Here is an 18,150-nt window from a genome sequence, read left to right on the forward strand (position 1 = left end):
GAATGCCTGATGATATTACTGAGGAAAGGTGCATATTTTCATTGATATGTAAATATGCACCTTTCCTATTGTATATGCAATTTAGTAATGTGAATTTGAATTTATGTAACGTTCATATATGAAGTAATTCTTTAAAAAAGGACGTGATTTATCATACAAATTCAAGCTGTGAAAATACCAAAGAATATTGAAAGTCATTTGTTTAAGCAACTTAGTAACTTAGTTTCAAATGAGAAGAAAGAACGAATGAAGCGTTTATTAAATTCATGCGACATTAATAGGACCCTGATAGGAGATTTACTAATCCGATCTCTAATCTGCCAAAAGTATAAAATTAATAATGAAGAAATTAGATTTATATATAATGAGTATGGAAAACCTTTTGTTGAAAACTTTTCTGACTTTCATTTTAATCTGTCACATTCAGGAGAATGGGTGGTTTGTACTACTGCTAATTTTAATGTGGGTATTGATATAGAAAAGATTTCAGAGATAGAGGCTCTTAAATTAGCAAATGAATTTTTTTCAGAGGAAGAATTTTATGATATATCTAATATAAATTCTGATGAACAAATTAATTATTTTTATGATTTATGGACATTAAAAGAAAGTTATATAAAAACGATTGGAAAAGGGCTTTATATCCCGTTAAATTCATTCTCTATAAAAAAAGAGTCACCAACTTTAATTTCATATAAGTATATACCTCAAAACTTTTACTTTAGACAATATAACATTGAGCCAAATTATAAGGTATCTGCTTGTGCAACAAGGGATGAATTTCCGCAAGAGATAATAATTAAAGACATTTATGCAATTTTCCAAACTATATACAAATTTGAAAGTAAGGAGAAAATCAATGCAGAAGACTAAACTTTTTTGCTTTCCACATGCTGGGGGATCCGCGTTTAGTTACGCAAAATGGAAAAATTACTTTAATCCATATATTGAGGTAGTCCCGATAGAGTTAGCTGGTAGAGGATATAGAATTGAAGAAAGTTTGTACGGAAGTATGGAAGAAGCGGTAAATGATGTCTATAATAATATCGTTATGCAGATAGATGATTCGCCATATATTTTATTTGGGCATAGTATGGGAAGTTTGATTGCCTATGAAGTAGCTAGAAAAATACAAGATTCTAAAAGCGTATTGCCTAAATTTCTTGTCTTATCCGGTAGAAATCATCCAAATAGTAAAATAAAAAACATCCGACATAATCTTTCTAACGAACAATTTAAAAGAGAAGTTATTGCAATGGGAGGTACACCATCTGGGGTACTGCAATCAGAAGAATTAATGAAGATTTTTCTCCCTATTCTAAGAGCAGATTTTAAAATCGTTGAGACGTATATTCATGACAAAAATACACAACCATGTGATATTGATTTTCTTATATTTAATGGGGAAAATGATGAATTTACTACATATGATCAAGTAATAAAATGGGAACGATACACAAGTAAAACGTGTACTTTTCATTCTTTTGAAGGTAATCATTTCTTTCTAAATGAAAATATTGAAGAAATAGCAAATAGTATTATAGGAAAGTTTAATTCTAAAAGATTATCAACTAGTTTTTAGAGATTTTCTTTGATCATCAGACAGTCGTTGGATAACTGGTGAGTTAATTGATGCAATTTGTGGATCTTGCTTATAATGCTAATTGTAAGTATTATATACTTTAAAACCAAAACTTTCCCAATTTAATGTTGAGAAAGTTTTGGTTTTTATTATTCTAGTAGTAATCACTTTTTAAAGTTATAGAAATTTAAAAATAAAGTATTGTATACATGTAAGTATGATTAAAAATAAAAAGTTGTAAATGCTAAATTTAATTAAATACGCCTTACTCTCTTTAACATTGGCCTGAATGAATAGTTTATAGGAGATTACACTGGCTAAAGATGCGATAATTGTTCCAAGCCCTCCAATATTTACTCCTAGTAATAAAGCTTTCCAATCAGAAGTAAAGTTTGATAGAAGAATTGAAGTAGGAAAATTGCTAATCAATTGACTCAAAAATATGGAACTAAAGAAGACTGAAGTATCTCCTCTTAAATTAGCGCGAGCAAATGTCTCCAGCGCATCCGAATGGGAAATGTTTCCGATAAAAATAAAAAAACCGACAAAGGTTATTAGAAGAAAGTAATCGATCTTAAATAGTAAGTTTCTATCTAACGTAAATGCTGCTATCAATGTGACTATTAGCGCAATGTAATAATCAATGACACCAAAAATAGATGCAATGATAGTGATAAGTATCAAAATCCAGATGGTAGCTTTTTTTCGATTTTTCACGGTAATTACAGGTAGTTCTATTTTTAAATCTGTTTTTTGAAGTTTTTGAGTAAATATAAATAACAAACTAATTCCAAGTACAGCTAAAAGCAGGATTGAACCTAAAAATGGGATGAGCTTAATTCCATAGTAAGAATATAGGTATAAATTTTGTGGGTTTCCCATAGGCATCAAGCTACTACCGATGTTTGCCGCAATTGTCTGCAAGATGATTGTATCCATCATGTTCATTTGTGTTTTTTTACTAATGACAAGTGTTATTGGTACAAAAGTGAGGAGGGCGACATCATTTGTTACAACCATGGAGCAAATAAAGCATAACAAAATTAGAATAATAGATATTGACCTGCTGTTATTGCATTTATTTAAAATCAAAACGGCAAGTTTGTCTAATATTTTTAGCTGTTCAAAGGCCTTAATGGCCACCATTAGATTAAATAAGCTAATTAACACTTCAAAGTTAATATATTCGATCTTTGGTGAATGTATTAAGCAGCTTACAATTGCTAGTATCAGTGAAATGGTAAGTATTAAATCCTTTTTTAAAAATTTGAATTTCATAAGGAGTCTTTTTTTATTTTGAACGAATACTATTTCTTTCACAATACACCACCTGTAATCTATGTTAGTAGAATGAAAAGCAAAGGAAATATACATTTAATGATAGATATTCAACAAATCCTCTTATATTGCAATAAAATTAATAGCTTTTCTTATCAATTGGTTGTTCTAAAATTTGAAACTTAAATGGAATAATATTAATAACGTTTTCAAAAAAATAATAATATGAGTAGTTTTTTATTTGTGGAGCTGTCAAAATCATATTTTTGGATAACTCGATATTGCTAGAAAAGAGGATGACATAAGGTCCTAAATAAGAGTTTTGTAATGTTTCATCCCTTCAACAAAATCCTTTTTTGCTAAGTGTCTGTAATGTTGTAAATATGTGCAATATAGAGGAATCCCACTAGGGGGATTAATTGAGAAAACAAATGTTTTTTGTATGATACCATAAATAAATTAAATGTTTTATTTTTTAAATATTCTTATAATATTTCGTTGATTCTTGATTTCAAATCCTTTATATGAACTTCTAAAAGAGAAAAGTATGCATGTTTTTATGAAGAAAATAGAGGCTTGTCAAAGGCTAGGTAGAACGGAATCTGCGACGTTTGGATACTGTATAAAATTCACAAAATCTCAGTGTTTTTTAGATGAAAAAAACTTAAAATATTTTTTGTTTTTATAAAAATCTGTACTTTTTCGTAACATTCTGTACTTTTAATTATAAATTAAAGACAAGGTTTTCTTAGTTGAATAGTGAAAGCGCTTTATAGATTTTTCGCGAAGTTTTTACCTAGCCTATTTTTGAGATTAGTAGTGAGAAAGGAGATATTTCCATGTTCTTGAGACAATTAACAAAAAAACACTTAACCACTATTGATTATTATGATTTAAATCACCGGTAAACGAAACAAACATAATAGTACAACAATGTTAGTGGATAAAAATATTAGTTTGCAGAAAGGGGTAGAGCATCCGTTTGTATAAGCGTTAAGTACTTCAAAATTTCAGTTTTACGGTTACATGTTGTGATGTTTGCTTAAACAGGCCAATCCGATTAATATAGAAAATTTTTATCCTTGTTGTATTTGAATATAAAAGAGGTATTTATACCAGGAAATATAGGTGATTTTATATAGATTATGATATACAAAATTTGGCATGGAGTGATGATATGGAAAGGCTTTTTTTAGACTTAGTCGGATCAACAAATGATTTTTTATGGTCTAAATTGTTAATTATTATGCTTGTTATTTGCGGAATTTATTTTACATTTAAATTGAATTTTGTACAGTTTCGAATGTTAAAAGAGATGGTCCGTGTATTAATGGAGGGGAAAAGTGGTTCTAAAGATCAAATCTCTCCTTTTCAAGCGTTTTGTATTGGTATGGCAGCCCGCGTTGGAACAGGGAATATCACAGGAATTGCGATTGCAATTGCATTAGGTGGTCCTGGAGCTGTATTTTGGATGTGGATTATTTCTATTATTAGCTCAGCATCCAGTTTTGTCGAAAGCACATTAGCACAGATATATAAAGTAAAAGATAAAACTGGTTTCCGTGGTGGTCCATCCTATTATATGGAAAAAGGGTTGAATAAACGTTGGATGGGAGTATTATTCTCTATTTTAATCACAATTACTTTTGGTCTTGTATTCAATTCAGTACAATCAAATACAGTTACAATTGCTTTTCAAAACTCATTTGGTACAGATCGTCTAACAGTTGGGATAATCATGGCCATTGCTTTCGCTGCGATTATTTTTGGTGGTGTACAACGTATTGCAAAGATGGCTGAATACAAGGTGGTATTTTTAGCGGTATTATACATTGGAGTTGCATTATTTGTTGTAGTTACCAACATATCAAAAATGCCGGAAGTTCTTTCTCTTATTGTTCAAAACGCATTTGGTTTTAAACAAATAGCAGGCGGTTCAATTGGTGCAGCACTTATGAATGGAGTTAAACGCGGTTTATTCTCAAATGAAGCTGGTATGGGAAGTGCACCAAACGTTGCCGCAACAGCAACAACAAGTCATCCGGTGAAACAAGGACTGATTCAAGCATTTGGTGTATTAACGGATACACTGATCATTTGTACTAGCACTGCCTTTATTATTTTGCTGTCTGATGCATATAAACAACCGGGGTTAAATGGTATTGCACTTACACAAGCAGCATTAAGTGAACACATCGGTTCTTGGGCATCGGGTTGTCTTGCTATCTTTGTTTTTTTATTTGGATTTGGTGCGTTAATTGGCAACTATTATTATGGTGAAACAAACATTCGCTTCTTACATACAAGTAAAGTGTGGTTAATGATATACAGAATAAGTGTGTTGGCTATGATTGTATTTGGTTCTGTTGCAAAGATTCAAATTGTATGGGATTTAGCGGACTTATTTATGGGCTTTATGGTTATTATTAATTTAATTGCTATTACCTTACTTTCAAAAGTAGCATTTGCGGCGTTACAAGATTATATAAACCAGAAAAAAGCTGGTAAAGATCCTATTTTTTATAAAGAAAACATTAAAGGGCTTGAAAATATTGAATGTTGGGATAGTTATGAGAAAACTTCAAAAAAGAAAAGTGTGTAATAAGAAGGATATTCAGACTGCAATATGTCTGAATATTTTTCTTGGTTCTAGTGCAAATAGTATTGATTATAGTAAAGAAAAAATCATTCTATATAAAGTTAATAGTACGGGGGAATATGATTAAATGATAAAGGAATCTAGCGTTCAAGTTGAGGGGCAAGAAAAAGTTTGCTTAGATCAATGGGTAGCTCATTATCGAGCGTATGCAGCTAAGGGACGAAGCGCCAGTTATATTCCCGCTCTGGGGGAAATAAATGTATCGCAGTTAGGTATTTGTATAGTAAAGCCAGATGGAACAATGATAAAATCAGGAGATTGGGAGATACCTTTCACATTACAAAGTATATCAAAAGTAATCGGTTTTATAGCCGCTTGTTTAAGTCGTGGTATTTCTTATGTATTAGAACGAGTTGACGTAGAGCCAACTGGAGATGCCTTTAATTCAATTATTCGTTTAGAGATACATAAACCAGGAAAACCTTTTAATCCTATGATCAATGCTGGAGCGATTACGATAGCTTCACTTTTGCCAGGGACATCGGTGCAAGAAAAATTAGAATCTCTATACGTATTAATTGAAAAAATGATAGAGAAGCGTCCCGCTATTAATGAAATAGTATTTCAATCAGAATGGGAAACCGCTCATCGTAATAGAGCATTAGCATACTATTTAAAGGAGAATGGTTTTCTAGAATCAGATGTGGAGGAGACACTAGAGGTTTACTTAAAACAATGTTCGATTGAAATAAATACTGAAGATATTGCCTTAATAGGGCTTATACTAGCACATGATGGATATCATCCTATTCGCAAAGAACAAGTGCTCCCTAAAGAAGTAGCTAGGTTAACAAAAGCTTTAATGCTTACTTGTGGAATGTACAACGCTTCTGGAAAATTTGCTGCTTTCATTGGATTACCAGCTAAGAGTGGGGTATCCGGCGGAATTATGACACTTGTTCCCTCAAAATCTAGGAAGGATTTATCGTTCCAAGATGGATGTGGTATTGGTATTTACGGACCGGCCATTGATGAATATGGGAATAGTTTACCAGGAATTATGTTGTTAGAACATATTGCAAAAGAATGGGATTTAAGTATATTTTAAAAAGGAGCACAGATATTTTGGTGTAAGAACGATTCCAAAAGTGTTCAGACCTTATATTGTGTCTGAACATTTTTGAGTTATAAAGTATCTTTCTAAAGTAGAAGGGTGTAATGAATACTCACAATCTATAATACTTTCGTTTATATCTTATTTATCAGTTTTTGAAAAAAATAGAGTAAGTATTGTATTAATGCAAATAGGTTTGTATACTGACTGTTAGGCGAAAGTGAGAAGTGATTATTTTGAATCTTAGTAATTTAGTAAAAAAAGACATCTATATTCTCGTTTTAATGATACTTACAGTACCCTTAGTAGGTGAAATAAAGTCATTTCCTTTAAATGAAACATTTAGAATGAGCTTTGGTGCACCAACATTTTTCTTTTTTTTGTTATTGTTTCGAAGAATTCCAGCATTTTTACCGGGTTTTTTAACAGCGATAGTCGTTGTAGTATTTCGTATCTCAATGGATGTCATTATAAAGGGAAATATGGATTGGCTAGCCGCTTTTCATACTCACTATCCTAGTTTTTTCTTTTATTTTACTTATTCGTATCTCTTTCATTTAGCAAAAATTAAACGTTTTTATCATCAACCACTAATGATTGGTTTTATTGGTTGCATGATTGAAATACTGTCAGACTGTGTGGAATTAATGATTCAATATTTCGTATTAAAAACATCAATCACATCCGAGGCAATAAATGAGATCATTGTTATCGCATGTTCCCATAGTTTTATAGTTCTAAGCTTTTTCAATATGATGAAATTGTATGAAGCGCAATCAAGGGAGAGACACATAAAGAAACAAAATGAACACATGCTCATGCTCATCTCTAATTTATATGAAGATGCTGTTCATTTAAAAAAAACATTACAAGATGCTGAGAATATAACAAAAAAATCCTATGATTTATATAAAACCTTAGACTCTTTTGAGCACAAACAGATGGATTTTCAGTTTGGGGATTTAAGGCAACAGGCATTACAAATTGCTGGTGAGGTCCATGACGTTAAAAAGGATAACCAACGTATTTTTGCGGGGCTTTCAAAACTAATTTCTGATGAAAGTTTTACAGATTATATGTCTGTACATGAACTAGTAAATATCATTATACGGGCAAATACGAAATATGCACGGTTGCTAGAGAAAGACATCCAATTTGTGTATAAAATTGATGGTGTGCATCCTCATTATCATATTTACACAATCTTATCTATTATAAATAATATCGTTACAAACGCTGTAGAAGCTATCCAAGGTATGGGAACCATCACAATTGACATTAATAAAGACCACCATTTTGTTGAATTTCAAATAGGCGATAATGGTCCTGGTATTTCTTCAAAATATAAAGATTCAATTTTTGAGCCTGGGTTTACTTCTAAATATGATGATTTAGGCAATCCATCGACAGGTATCGGATTATCGTATGTTAAAGAAATGGTCGAACAACTTGAAGGTGATGTTACGCTTGAGGACAGAACCGAAGGAAAAGGATCAATTTTTATAATTAGATTAGGGATTGATCATATAATTTCGAAAGGGTGATTCTATGTATTTTTATATAGTAGATGATGAAAAAGCGGTTCGCTCAATGTTGGCTCAAATTATCGAGGATGAAGATCTTGGGGAGGTTATAGGTGAAGCTGAGGATGGTTTATCTTTAGAGCAACAAATGCTAATCCTTAAAAATATAGACATTTTATTTATCGATTTGTTAATGCCGATTCAAGATGGAATAAAAACAATCCGTCAAATAAACCCTTCGTTTAAAGGGAAAATCATCATGGTCTCTCAAGTAGAATCAAAAGAATTAATTGCTGAAGCTTATTCGCTTGGTGTTGAATACTATATTATTAAGCCAATTAACCGGATTGAAGTATTAACAGTTGTTCGGAAAGTTATTGAACGAATTCGTTTGGAAAAATCAATAAAAAACATTCAAGAATCGCTTAATATGGTACTAAAATTGGATAGTAATTCAAGTGCGCAAGAAAAATACCGTAATGAAAAACATTTAAATACTTTTAATCATTTTCAAAATTCCATTCATTTTCTTTTGTCTGAATTAGGAATAGCCAGTGAAAGTGGAAGTAAAGATTTAATGGATATGCTAGATTATTTATATAAATATGAACAAGATAACACGTTGGAACAAGGCTTTCCCTCACTAAAAGAGATTTTTATGAATTTGGCTCAAAAAAAACTTGGGGATTCAGCTGAAGATGCCGAATTAAAAAGGTTCATAGAAGCTTCCAAACAACGGATTCGGAGAGCAATTTATCAATCATTAAACCATTTAGCATCCCTTGGACTTACTGATTTTTTAAACCCGAAGTTCGAAAATTATGCTTCTAGATTTTTTGATTTTACTACCGTAAGGAGAAAGATGACAGAATTGAATAATGAACCAACATTACCTGCTCGTATTGATACGAAAAAATTTATTCAAGTTCTTTATTTTGAAGCAAAACGAATACACTTGGAGTTAAGATGATAAACTCTTGCTAAGTATTATTTTCAATTGATAGATTGATAATAGTTTTTCTTTTTATTCTCCTTTATTTCATATTAGTTTTAAAATCAGAAAATTCCGTATCGATTTGGTAGAAGTGTATGAACTTAGAACAAAAGAATATGTATTTTTTATTTTTTTAAACATTAATATTCATTAAAAAAACGAGTATTTTCACAATAAAATATAAATACATAGTAAGTTGAATTTAAAAAAAGATGCTATCTTCTAGCATCTTTTTTTCTTTAAGAGGAAATATCATTGATCCTTATATTATTTGAAATTCAAATGCGGGCATATAAATAACGGAAAAGGAGATAATATTTAACAAATTATAATTGGAAATGGTATTTTAGGTCAGAAATGTTTTTATACTAATTAGGTTATTGGTACTAAACAAGCATAATGTCTCGCTTTTCTGCTCTTTAATCTTATCGTTATTTTTTATTAAGTACATATCGTTTTTTAGAAATCTCAATCCTAGCAGAGTATATAAATTGGGTGATAAAAATGTGGAACATAATTACTTCTTATCTTCCAGATTGGAAAGTCTTTGTACAAGCTTTTATCTTGTTTTTAATTCCGTATACTATCTCAAGAGTTTTTCATTGGGTTCGTATGTCAGAGAAAGAGTGGGAAGAATGAGTTGGTGGAAGTCAAGAGACAAACAAGTGAAAAAAAATAATATTCAAAGTAAAACGAAACAAGAGCATAAACCTTCTCAAAATGCAATCGTTCATTTCACAAATGATTTTGCCTCTAACTTAGAACTTATAAAGCAACAAATCGGACATAATTCTGATGTTCGCTTTCGGAAGTTTAATATTGGACGCACAGATATTCAGGCTGGGATCGTTTTTGTTGATGGCCTATCAGATAAAGAGATAATTGACAAACATATTATGAAATTACTAATGGATGATTTTTCTGATGAATATAAAAATGAATCTTCTTATGTGGAGGGGACTGTTTCAAAAGAATATATTAAAAATAAAGTTCTTACAATTAGTGAAGTAGCAGAAGTCCATTACATAAAAGATTTAATACCCAAAGTATTGATAGGTTCAACAGCTCTTTTAATTGATGGTTTAGCAGATGTGTTTATTCTTGGTACAACAAAAGCAAATAAACGAAACATTGAAGAACCAGTATCGGAGGCATTAGTCAGAGGGCCACGGGTCGGTTTTACTGAAGTATTAAGTGATAATACCTCACTTTTGCGACGACATTGTGCGGATGAGAGTTTATCATTAGTAAAGCTACCAGTAGGAGAACGTGCAAAGAAAGAGTTAGTTGTCGCGTTTATTAGAGATCTTGCTAGTACAGAATTGGTGGATGAAGTAAAAAACAGAATTCAGAAAATTGACATAGACAGTGTACTCGAATCTGGTTATATAGAGCAACTCATTGAAGATAATTATCTAAGTCCTTTTCCACAGATTCAAAATACAGAACGACCTGATCGTGTTATTAGTGCTTTAATGGAAGGTCGAGTAGCTATTTTGTTAGATGGAACACCATTTGTTTTAATTGCTCCAGTTACATTTAGTATGCTGCTGCAATCACCAGAAGATTATTATGAAAGGTGGCTTCCTGGTACGCTTCTCCGCTTATTACGCTTCATGACAGCTTTTGTTTCATTATTTGCTCCAGCACTGTATATTTCTTTTATTTCATTTCATCCAGGATTAATTCCCACTAAGCTCGCTATTTCTATTATCGGATCGCGAGAAGGAGTTCCTTTTCCCGCTTTAATAGAAGCGTTAATTATGGAAGTAGCTATCGAAGTTTTGCGAGAAGCAGGTTTACGTCTGCCTAAACCAATTGGACCTGCAATGGGAATTGTGGGCGGTTTAATAATTGGTCAGGCTGCCGTAGAAGCAGGAATTGTTAGTCCAATAATGGTTATCGTTGTTGCGGTAACAGCTATTTCTTCTTTTACTATTCCACAATATAGTGTAGGAATTACGTTACGCATTCTTCGTTTTGTAGCTATGTTTTGTGCTGCGATATTTGGTTTGTATGGAGTTATTCTCTTCTTTCTTTTACTTTGCAGTCATTTAGTGAAACTGAAAAGTTTTGGCGTTCCTTATACCAGTCCTGCTGTTCCATATCGATTCAGTGACTGGAAAGATTTTATGGTTCGCATGCCATTAAAAATAATGAGACGTCGACCAAAAATAATGCATACCAAAAAAAATATCCGCAAAAGGTAGCTGATGACGAAAGGAAGTGGCCTTCAGTGATTACTAAACTTAAAGACCGAATAACAACTTCACAGGCAGTTGTTATTATTGTAAATTACATACTTGGGACAGGAATTCTCACTCTGCCTAGAGCATCTGTGGAAAAAGTGAAAACACCAGATGTATGGATAAGTGTGATATTAGGTGGAATACTGGCAATGGTTTCAGGAGTAATTATGGTCAAATTAAGTCAGCAGTTTCCAGAAAAAACATTTTACCAATACAGTCAAGATATTGTAGGGAAATGGATAGGCAGGTTGCTTAGTTTTCTTATTATAGGGTATTTTCTTACAACTTCAGCATTTCAAATTCGTTCAATGGCAGAAGTAATAAGCTTTTTTTTGCTCGAAGGAACCCCCACATGGGCTATTGTTATGCCTTTTATGTGGATAGGTCTCTATTTGATTATGAGTGGTATTAATTCAATTGCACGGATGTTTGAAATAATATTTCCTATTACTGTTTTTATTTTTTTAATCATTTCCTTTATGAGCATCGGAATATTCGAGATAGATAATCTCCGTCCCGTATTAGGTTTGGGAATTAAACCAGTATTAGATGGGATAAAAACAACGTCTCTCGCATATACAGGTCCTGAAATTATGTTAATTCTTTTGGTATTTATGGAACAACGAAATAAAGCAGTAAAAGCTATTTTAGTTGGAATTTCTATTCCGTTAATCTTTTATGTAATAACTGTTGTAATGGTCATTGGTGCATTATCAATTGATGGGGTTGTAACAAGAACATGGCCGACAATTGACCTTATGCGCAGTTTTGAAATTTCTGGATTGATATTTGAACGTTTTGAATCTTTACTGCTTGTAATATGGATTATGCAAATATTTGCTACCTATACGATTAGTTATTATGCAGCTGCATTAGGATTAGCGCAACTCTTTAAAAAGAGTATTCATCCGTTTATTTTTGCTTTGATTCCAATCATTTACATCATTGCTATGACTTCGAAAAATATAAATGACTTGCTTAAATTGGGGGATATGCTCGGTAATGCTGCTTTATTTTTATTTGGTTTACTGCCACTGCTTCTTCTTATTATTACGCGATTAAAAGGAGGAGTAGTGTGAAAAATAAATTTAATTATATGCGGTTCTATTTTGCTTTGTTATGGACGCTTTTGCTTCTATTTTTAACAGGATGTTGGAGCAGTAAAGAAGTAGAAGAGTTGAGTTTAACTGCAGGTATAGCACTAGATAAAGGGAAGGATTCAACAATTGAGAAAGAGGATGAGGAAGGAGGTTATCCTAAAAGAAATCTTATAACAGCTACTTATCAAATTGTTAGTTCGCAAGCACAAAGTAAAGGAAATGGACAACAAAAACGTTATATTAATGTTTCTGAGACAGGTGATTCCATTCATCAAATTGTTCGTGAGTTTTCATTGAAAAGAGAGAGCACAATGTTCAGCCCACATTTAAAAAACATTGTTATTAGTGATAGTCTTGTACGTACATACAGTTTAGAACAATTACTTGAACAGTATCTCCGTGACAATGAAGTTCGGCTTAGCTGTATGCTCTTAATTAGCAAGGGGCTAGCGAAGGAGGTACTGGAATCAAACAAAAAAGGAGAAATTCCAGCATTTCGTTTGTCTGGAATTGCAGATAATAGAAATAGAACAACAAGGATTTTACCTCCTGTATCGCTCGCTAAATTGGAAGGAAAGATGCGGTCAGGGTCCAGTTTTCTTTTGCAAAATGTAATCTCGATAAAAGGGGAAACAAAATTTGCAGGAGCTGCTGTAATTAAAGGGAAGACAAAAAAGTTGATGGGCTTTTTAAATGAACAGGAATTGGAAGGAGTAGTATGGATAAACGGAAAAAGGAATGGTGGTGTGGTAAAAACTTTTGATAAAGAATCAAAGAAACTCATTATATACGAAATAAAGTCAATAAAAAGCAAAATCATACCACATGTTAACGGAAATAATATTTCCTTTGATGTAAACATTGAATCAGTAGGGCGTTTGTCTGAAAATTGGATGCAATCAGGAAAAGATTTTGAAAATGAATTTTTAAAAAAGGAAGAAAAAGCTATTGAAAAAGAAGTAAAGCACTTAGTACATCATGTTACAAAAAAAATACAAAAAGAATATCAAGTCGATATTGCGGGTTTTGGCAACCAATTAAGAATTAAACACCCGAGAACATGGGAGAAAGTCAAAAAAGATTGGGATCAAACATTTAGTAAAGTACCGATTAAATATCATATAAATGTAACTATACAAGATTATGGAGCGTCAAGTTTAAAACGATGAGATACCTTAATTGAAATTATATTTGAATCAAAACAAAAAGTTATAAAAGTTTTAATTTGAAAATTTTTGTAACTTTTTGTTTTTTTATGTCCTTCTTATTATAGATTAAAGAAATGATTTTATCCCGCTATTTGCCGGGCAGTAAGACTCACACCTCAAAATTCAGCGAAAGCAAAGAAGTTATTAGAGGTATATGTAAGCTCTATATAGGAAGGAGAATTTTGAAATTCTATTGATAAACCAAGTAATTGTAATAGCCCTTATTTAGAATAATAATTTCAAAATCAATAAAATTTAGAGTAGAAGGAGCAAGAGCAAATTATTATGAATAAACAAATAGGTTTTATCGGATGTGGAAACATGGGTATTGCTATGATAGGTAGGATGATTAAAAAAAATATAGTTTCTCCAGATCAAATAATTTGTTCAGATTTAAATGTCATTAATTTAAAAAATGCTAGTAATGAATATGGCATAACTATAACTACTAACAACAATGAAGTCGCTAACAGCGCTGACATTTTAATTTTATCAATCAAACCAGATTTATACTCATCGGTAATTAACCAAATAAAAGATCAAATAAAAAATGATGTAATCGTTGTAACTATTGCTGCAGGAAAAAGTATTAAGAGCACTGAGAATGAATTTGGTAGAAAGTTGAAAGTTGTTAGAGTAATGCCTAATACACCGGCACTTGTTGGAGAAGGAATGTCTGCGTTATGTTTTAATGAAATGGTTACAGAAAAAGATATAAAAGAGGTACTGAACATATTTAATATTTTCGGCCAGACGGAGGTCATAAATGAAAAACTAATGGATGTTGTTACATCTATTAGTGGTTCTTCTCCAGCATATGTGTATATGTTTATAGAAGCCATGGCAGATGCTGCTGTACTTGGCGGTATGCCGAGAAAACAAGCTTATAAATTTGCGGCTCAGGCTGTATTAGGTTCTGCAAAAATGGTATTGGAAACAGGAATACATCCAGGTGAATTGAAGGATATGGTTTGTTCTCCAGGTGGAACGACGATAGAAGCTGTAGTAACGCTAGAAGAAAAAGGTTTAAGAACAGCTATCATTTCAGCTATGAAACGTTGTACGCAAAAATCTATGGAAATGTCTAGTTTAACTAGTAAGTGAGAAGCGAATTTATATAATATTTCAAATCTATTTAATGTAAAAGAAATATTATGAGGCTAGTTAATAACTAAGTAAATTTATATACAACACTAACGAGAAGAACAAACCTTATTTTAAAGGGGATACAGAAAATATGAGTAATTTACTAAAAAAGAAATCCGTTACACAATTGTTAGAGCATAATCAAAGCAAGACTTTAACGAAAACATTAGGAGCATTTGATTTAATTATGTTAGGGGTAGGCTCGATAGTTGGAACGGGTGTTCTTGTGTTAACTGGATTAGTAGCAGCAAGAAATGCTGGTCCAGCAGTTGTTTTTTCATTTATACTTGCGGCAATTATATGTGGATTTATAGCATTATGTTACGCGGAAATTGCTTCTACACTCCCGGCGTCTGGTAGTGTATATACGTACTCATATGCAACAATTGGTGAGTTTGTTGCTCATCTAGTAGGTTGGTCATTGCTGTTAATATATATCGTGGCAACAGCGGCTGTCGCTGCTGGATGGACAGGCTATTTCCACAATTTAATAAAGGGATTTGGATTAGAGATACCTAAAGCTCTAGTAACGATTCCTTCGCATGGTGGTATTGTGAATCTACCAGCGGTAATCATTACATTGATATTAGCATGGATGTTATCCCGTGGTACGAGGGAAAGTAAACGAATCAATAATACAATGGTATCGATTAAAATTGGAATGATTTTGTTGTTTATTACGGTTGGTATATTCTATGTAAAACCAATGAACTGGATACCAATTGCACCATACGGTTTAAGTGGAGTCTTTACGGGTGGAGCAGCTATTTTATTCGCTTTTACGGGTTTTGATATATTAGCAACTTCAGCAGAAGAAGTAAAAGACCCGAAACGTAATCTTCCGATCGGTATTATTGCATCATTAATCATATGTACAATTATTTATGTTATGGTATGCCTTGTTATGACAGGAATGGTTTCCTATAAAGAATTAAATGTCCCTGAGGCAATGGCTTATGTAATGGAAGTTGTAGGACAAGGAAAAGTCGCTGGTGCAATTGCTGCAGGTGCTGTAATTGGCCTTATGGCTGTTATTTTTTCCAATATGTATGCGGCAACACGAGTATTCTTTGCAATGAGTCGTGATGGATTGTTACCGAAATCATTTGCGAAAGTTAATAAGAAAACTGGAGCACCCACTTTTATAACTGGATTGGCAGGAATTGGGAGCTCTATAATAGCTGGGTTTATTGATTTGAAAGAATTAGTTAATTTAGTTAATATCGGTAGTTTGGTGACGTTTGCGTTAGTTTGTCTATCAGTTATTATCCTTCGTAAATCACACCCAAATTTAAAACGTGGATTTATGGTACCTTTTGTACCTGTATTACCATGCGTTGCAATTGTATGCTGTGTGTTTTTAATGCTAAATTTACCGTTAAGGACATGGGTGTACTTTAGTATTTGGATTACTATTGGGGTAGTAATATATTTCCTTTATTCGATAAAACACAGTAATTTAAATGAGGAAACGATCTCGAAATTACATGATAAAATTGCGAGATAATAACGATCGAAAATTTTATTAATAATCATATTGATAGTTGAGTAACATAGAAACAGTTTTTTGACATTTAGCAAGAGATAAAATAAGAGATGCTAGGGCAGCTAAGTACTTTTTTAGAAACCTTGCTTGTTTTTTACGATTTAAAACCGCTAAGGAGAGAGAAGTATGAGTGAATTGCATTTTATGAGTATAGAAGAATTGGATAATAAATTGAAAAAATCTGATAGTGGTATTTATTTCATTAAAGATTATAATGACAATATTATTTATGTAGGCAAGGCTTTTAGTATAAAAAGTAGAGTATTAGCTCATTTTAATAGTTATTCCAATATTAAGGAATATGTACATTTATTTAATAAAGTAGCGTATCTCATTGAAGATAGTTTGTTAAAACGCTCATTGTTACAAGTTACTTATATGATTAAATATAAACCAGTATTAAACAAAGAAGTCCAAAAAGAATTCCCAGAGTTATATACTCAATACATTAAGCAAACAAATAAAAAATCCATGTTGTTAGAAATTAATGAAGCTAAAGAAAAAAGGGATGAGTTAAAGAATAGATTAGTAAAATTAGTAGGCGGAAAAACTATGTTTTATGACATAATTTCTCTGTTAAACAATGGATATAACTATCATGTTCTCGCAAAAGTATTGAGCATAGAGCTTCAAACTTTAATTATAATGAAAGAACACCGAAATAAATTCCCGATACCACATAATTATAAGAGGACAATAAAGCATCAAGATATAATGTATGCTTTATCTGGAAAAAAGAATTAAGTACTTCAAGCTTAAACACTTAACTTTAAAGTACTTAATTCGTTGCTTTTGTAGCTTTTATTGTTATATTGAATGCAATGTACATTTGTGTTTCAAATTTAATTGGTGGAATAAGGGGAGGGAAAGGGTTCCCATAAAAATACTAGAAGAAATTAGGTTACTCATACGTAAATAGCATAATTAGGCACATGTTATTTATAAATATTCAAAGATACGAAAGTAATACAAATGAAATTCTTATTTCTGCTACTACAAGTACTATTGAGCAAATGAAGTATGAAATTGCTTTTGAACTAAGAGTCACACTGGGACCTGATACATCACATCATCTGCAAATGGTTCGAATCGGTGGAGAGATTACAAAACGCTTAGTTTGAATGGCTGAAAAACAGTTAACAGGTCAATACAGATTACACTAAGAAAATAATCCGTATATATACGGATTATTTTTCCTTTAATTTACAAAAAAATAAATTTCGAAATTGAAAAAACCTCTCAGATTCCTTTGTAATAATCTTTTTTAGTTGTGTTAATGACATAGGTATCGAAAGGTGATAAATTCGATACGAACGATGTATAAGCCCTTAAAAGGGTTTTGATGTTATTTGTAATTTTAATTCCATAATACTTAAGCCGATATAATAAAATGTTTTATGTCTAAATCGATATAAAGGAATAGTTTTTAAGTGATATTTCTTTTTTATAGAATAAGCAAAACCTGATATTGTAGTAATTATTGATTTGAGGTCAATTTACTGTGCACCTTGGTTATTGAAGTTTTTTGTTGATTAACAACTATTGTATTTGGAAATTATTAATAAGTTTATCTCGCTATTTGCCGGGCAGTAAGACCCCACCTCAAAATTCAGCGGAAGCAAAGAAGTTAGGTGGGAGTCTTACTGCCCGTAAAAGCCCGATTGGTGTGGGCTAATAATCAGTGGGGGATGAACAAAACCCCCACTGATTAAAGTTTCACTTTATGTGATGTGGTAATAAAACTATCTAGTTTGCTATTCTTAGTATTTGTAAAGTCTCTATATTTTTTCCTCTTTTGTGGAAAGTAAAAC

14 protein-coding genes are annotated in these 18,150 nt (G+C 31.9%); 13 read left to right on the plus strand and 1 reads right to left on the minus strand.

What is annotated here, in order from left to right; all coding sequences use genetic code 11:
• Positions 1-168 precede the first annotated feature (168 nt).
• Together AC1Q51_RS03555 and AC1Q51_RS03560 are read left to right on the plus strand one after the other, a co-directional pair.
• On the plus strand, positions 169-873 hold the full coding sequence (locus tag AC1Q51_RS03555) for a 4'-phosphopantetheinyl transferase family protein (protein WP_090976612.1): 705 nt from the start codon (positions 169-171) through the stop codon (positions 871-873).
• Positions 860-1,582 carry a thioesterase II family protein gene (locus AC1Q51_RS03560; protein ID WP_090976614.1) on the plus strand — a complete coding sequence of 241 codons (723 nt, stop codon included), beginning with the start codon at positions 860-862 and terminating at the stop codon, positions 1,580-1,582. Before AC1Q51_RS03555 ends, AC1Q51_RS03560 begins: the two co-directional genes overlap by 14 nt.
• Positions 1,583-1,759: 177 nt before the next feature.
• On the opposite strand, the gene AC1Q51_RS03565 is transcribed toward AC1Q51_RS03560, so the two are convergent.
• On the minus strand, positions 1,760-2,902 hold the full coding sequence (locus AC1Q51_RS03565; protein ID WP_016512826.1) for an anion transporter: 1,143 nt from the start codon (positions 2,900-2,902) through the stop codon (positions 1,760-1,762).
• A gap of 1,135 nt (positions 2,903-4,037) precedes the next feature.
• Between AC1Q51_RS03565 and AC1Q51_RS03570 the strand changes: the two genes are divergently transcribed.
• From AC1Q51_RS03570 to AC1Q51_RS03620, 11 genes are all read left to right on the plus strand, one after another.
• On the plus strand, positions 4,038-5,462 hold the full coding sequence (locus tag AC1Q51_RS03570; RefSeq protein ID WP_090976616.1) for an alanine/glycine:cation symporter family protein: 1,425 nt from the start codon (positions 4,038-4,040) through the stop codon (positions 5,460-5,462).
• A 124-nt stretch (positions 5,463-5,586) separates the two neighbouring features.
• On the plus strand, positions 5,587-6,567 hold the full coding sequence (gene glsA, locus AC1Q51_RS03575; protein ID WP_000588988.1) for a glutaminase GlsA: 981 nt from the start codon (positions 5,587-5,589) through the stop codon (positions 6,565-6,567).
• Positions 6,568-6,800: 233 nt separating this feature from the next.
• Positions 6,801-8,117, plus strand: a complete 1,317-nt coding sequence (locus tag AC1Q51_RS03580; RefSeq protein ID WP_000584793.1) for a sensor histidine kinase — start codon at positions 6,801-6,803, stop codon at positions 8,115-8,117.
• Positions 8,118-8,121: 4 nt separating this feature from the next.
• The gene (locus tag AC1Q51_RS03585) at positions 8,122-9,066 is read left to right on the plus strand and encodes a response regulator (RefSeq protein ID WP_000274080.1); all 945 of its coding nucleotides are present in this window, start codon (positions 8,122-8,124) and stop codon (positions 9,064-9,066) included.
• Between the two features lie 659 nt (positions 9,067-9,725).
• Complete coding sequence (locus AC1Q51_RS03590; RefSeq protein WP_000119223.1) at positions 9,726-11,300, plus strand: spore germination protein; 1,575 nt, start codon at positions 9,726-9,728, stop codon at positions 11,298-11,300.
• Between the two features lie 26 nt (positions 11,301-11,326).
• Entirely contained in the window at positions 11,327-12,418 is a 1,092-nt protein-coding gene (locus tag AC1Q51_RS03595) for a spore germination protein (RefSeq protein ID WP_000628928.1), read from the plus strand.
• Positions 12,415-13,608, plus strand: a complete 1,194-nt coding sequence (locus tag AC1Q51_RS03600; protein ID WP_000790793.1) for a Ger(x)C family spore germination protein — start codon at positions 12,415-12,417, stop codon at positions 13,606-13,608. Before AC1Q51_RS03595 ends, AC1Q51_RS03600 begins: the two co-directional genes overlap by 4 nt.
• A 324-nt stretch (positions 13,609-13,932) precedes the next feature.
• The gene (gene proC / locus AC1Q51_RS03605; protein WP_001041313.1) at positions 13,933-14,751 is read left to right on the plus strand and encodes a pyrroline-5-carboxylate reductase; all 819 of its coding nucleotides are present in this window, start codon (positions 13,933-13,935) and stop codon (positions 14,749-14,751) included.
• 133 nt (positions 14,752-14,884) lie between these two features.
• Positions 14,885-16,300 (plus strand): amino acid permease, encoded by a 1,416-nt coding sequence (locus tag AC1Q51_RS03610; protein ID WP_000067460.1) that lies wholly within the window; start codon positions 14,885-14,887, stop codon positions 16,298-16,300.
• A gap of 165 nt (positions 16,301-16,465) precedes the next feature.
• Entirely contained in the window at positions 16,466-17,083 is a 618-nt protein-coding gene (locus tag AC1Q51_RS03615) for a GIY-YIG nuclease family protein (RefSeq protein ID WP_002094012.1), read from the plus strand.
• Between the two features lie 188 nt (positions 17,084-17,271).
• Positions 17,272-17,460 carry an alpha/beta-type small acid-soluble spore protein gene (locus tag AC1Q51_RS03620; protein ID WP_000897404.1) on the plus strand — a complete coding sequence of 63 codons (189 nt, stop codon included), beginning with the start codon at positions 17,272-17,274 and terminating at the stop codon, positions 17,458-17,460.
• Positions 17,461-18,150 lie beyond the last annotated feature (690 nt).

Source organism: Bacillus sp. MT94 (assembly GCF_058792475.1).

Coding starts and splice junctions, on each gene's coding strand:
- AC1Q51_RS03590 (WP_000119223.1), top strand. CDS start 9,726: ATGAGTTGGTGGAAGTCAAGAGACAAACAAGTGAAAAAAAATAATATT.
- AC1Q51_RS03615 (WP_002094012.1), top strand. CDS start 16,466: ATGAGTGAATTGCATTTTATGAGTATAGAAGAATTGGATAATAAATTG.
- glsA (WP_000588988.1), top strand. CDS start 5,587: ATGATAAAGGAATCTAGCGTTCAAGTTGAGGGGCAAGAAAAAGTTTGC.
- AC1Q51_RS03570 (WP_090976616.1), top strand. CDS start 4,038: ATGGAAAGGCTTTTTTTAGACTTAGTCGGATCAACAAATGATTTTTTA.
- AC1Q51_RS03560 (WP_090976614.1), top strand. CDS start 860: ATGCAGAAGACTAAACTTTTTTGCTTTCCACATGCTGGGGGATCCGCG.
- AC1Q51_RS03610 (WP_000067460.1), top strand. CDS start 14,885: ATGAGTAATTTACTAAAAAAGAAATCCGTTACACAATTGTTAGAGCAT.
- proC (WP_001041313.1), top strand. CDS start 13,933: ATGAATAAACAAATAGGTTTTATCGGATGTGGAAACATGGGTATTGCT.
- AC1Q51_RS03585 (WP_000274080.1), top strand. CDS start 8,122: ATGTATTTTTATATAGTAGATGATGAAAAAGCGGTTCGCTCAATGTTG.
- AC1Q51_RS03620 (WP_000897404.1), top strand. CDS start 17,272: ATGTTATTTATAAATATTCAAAGATACGAAAGTAATACAAATGAAATT.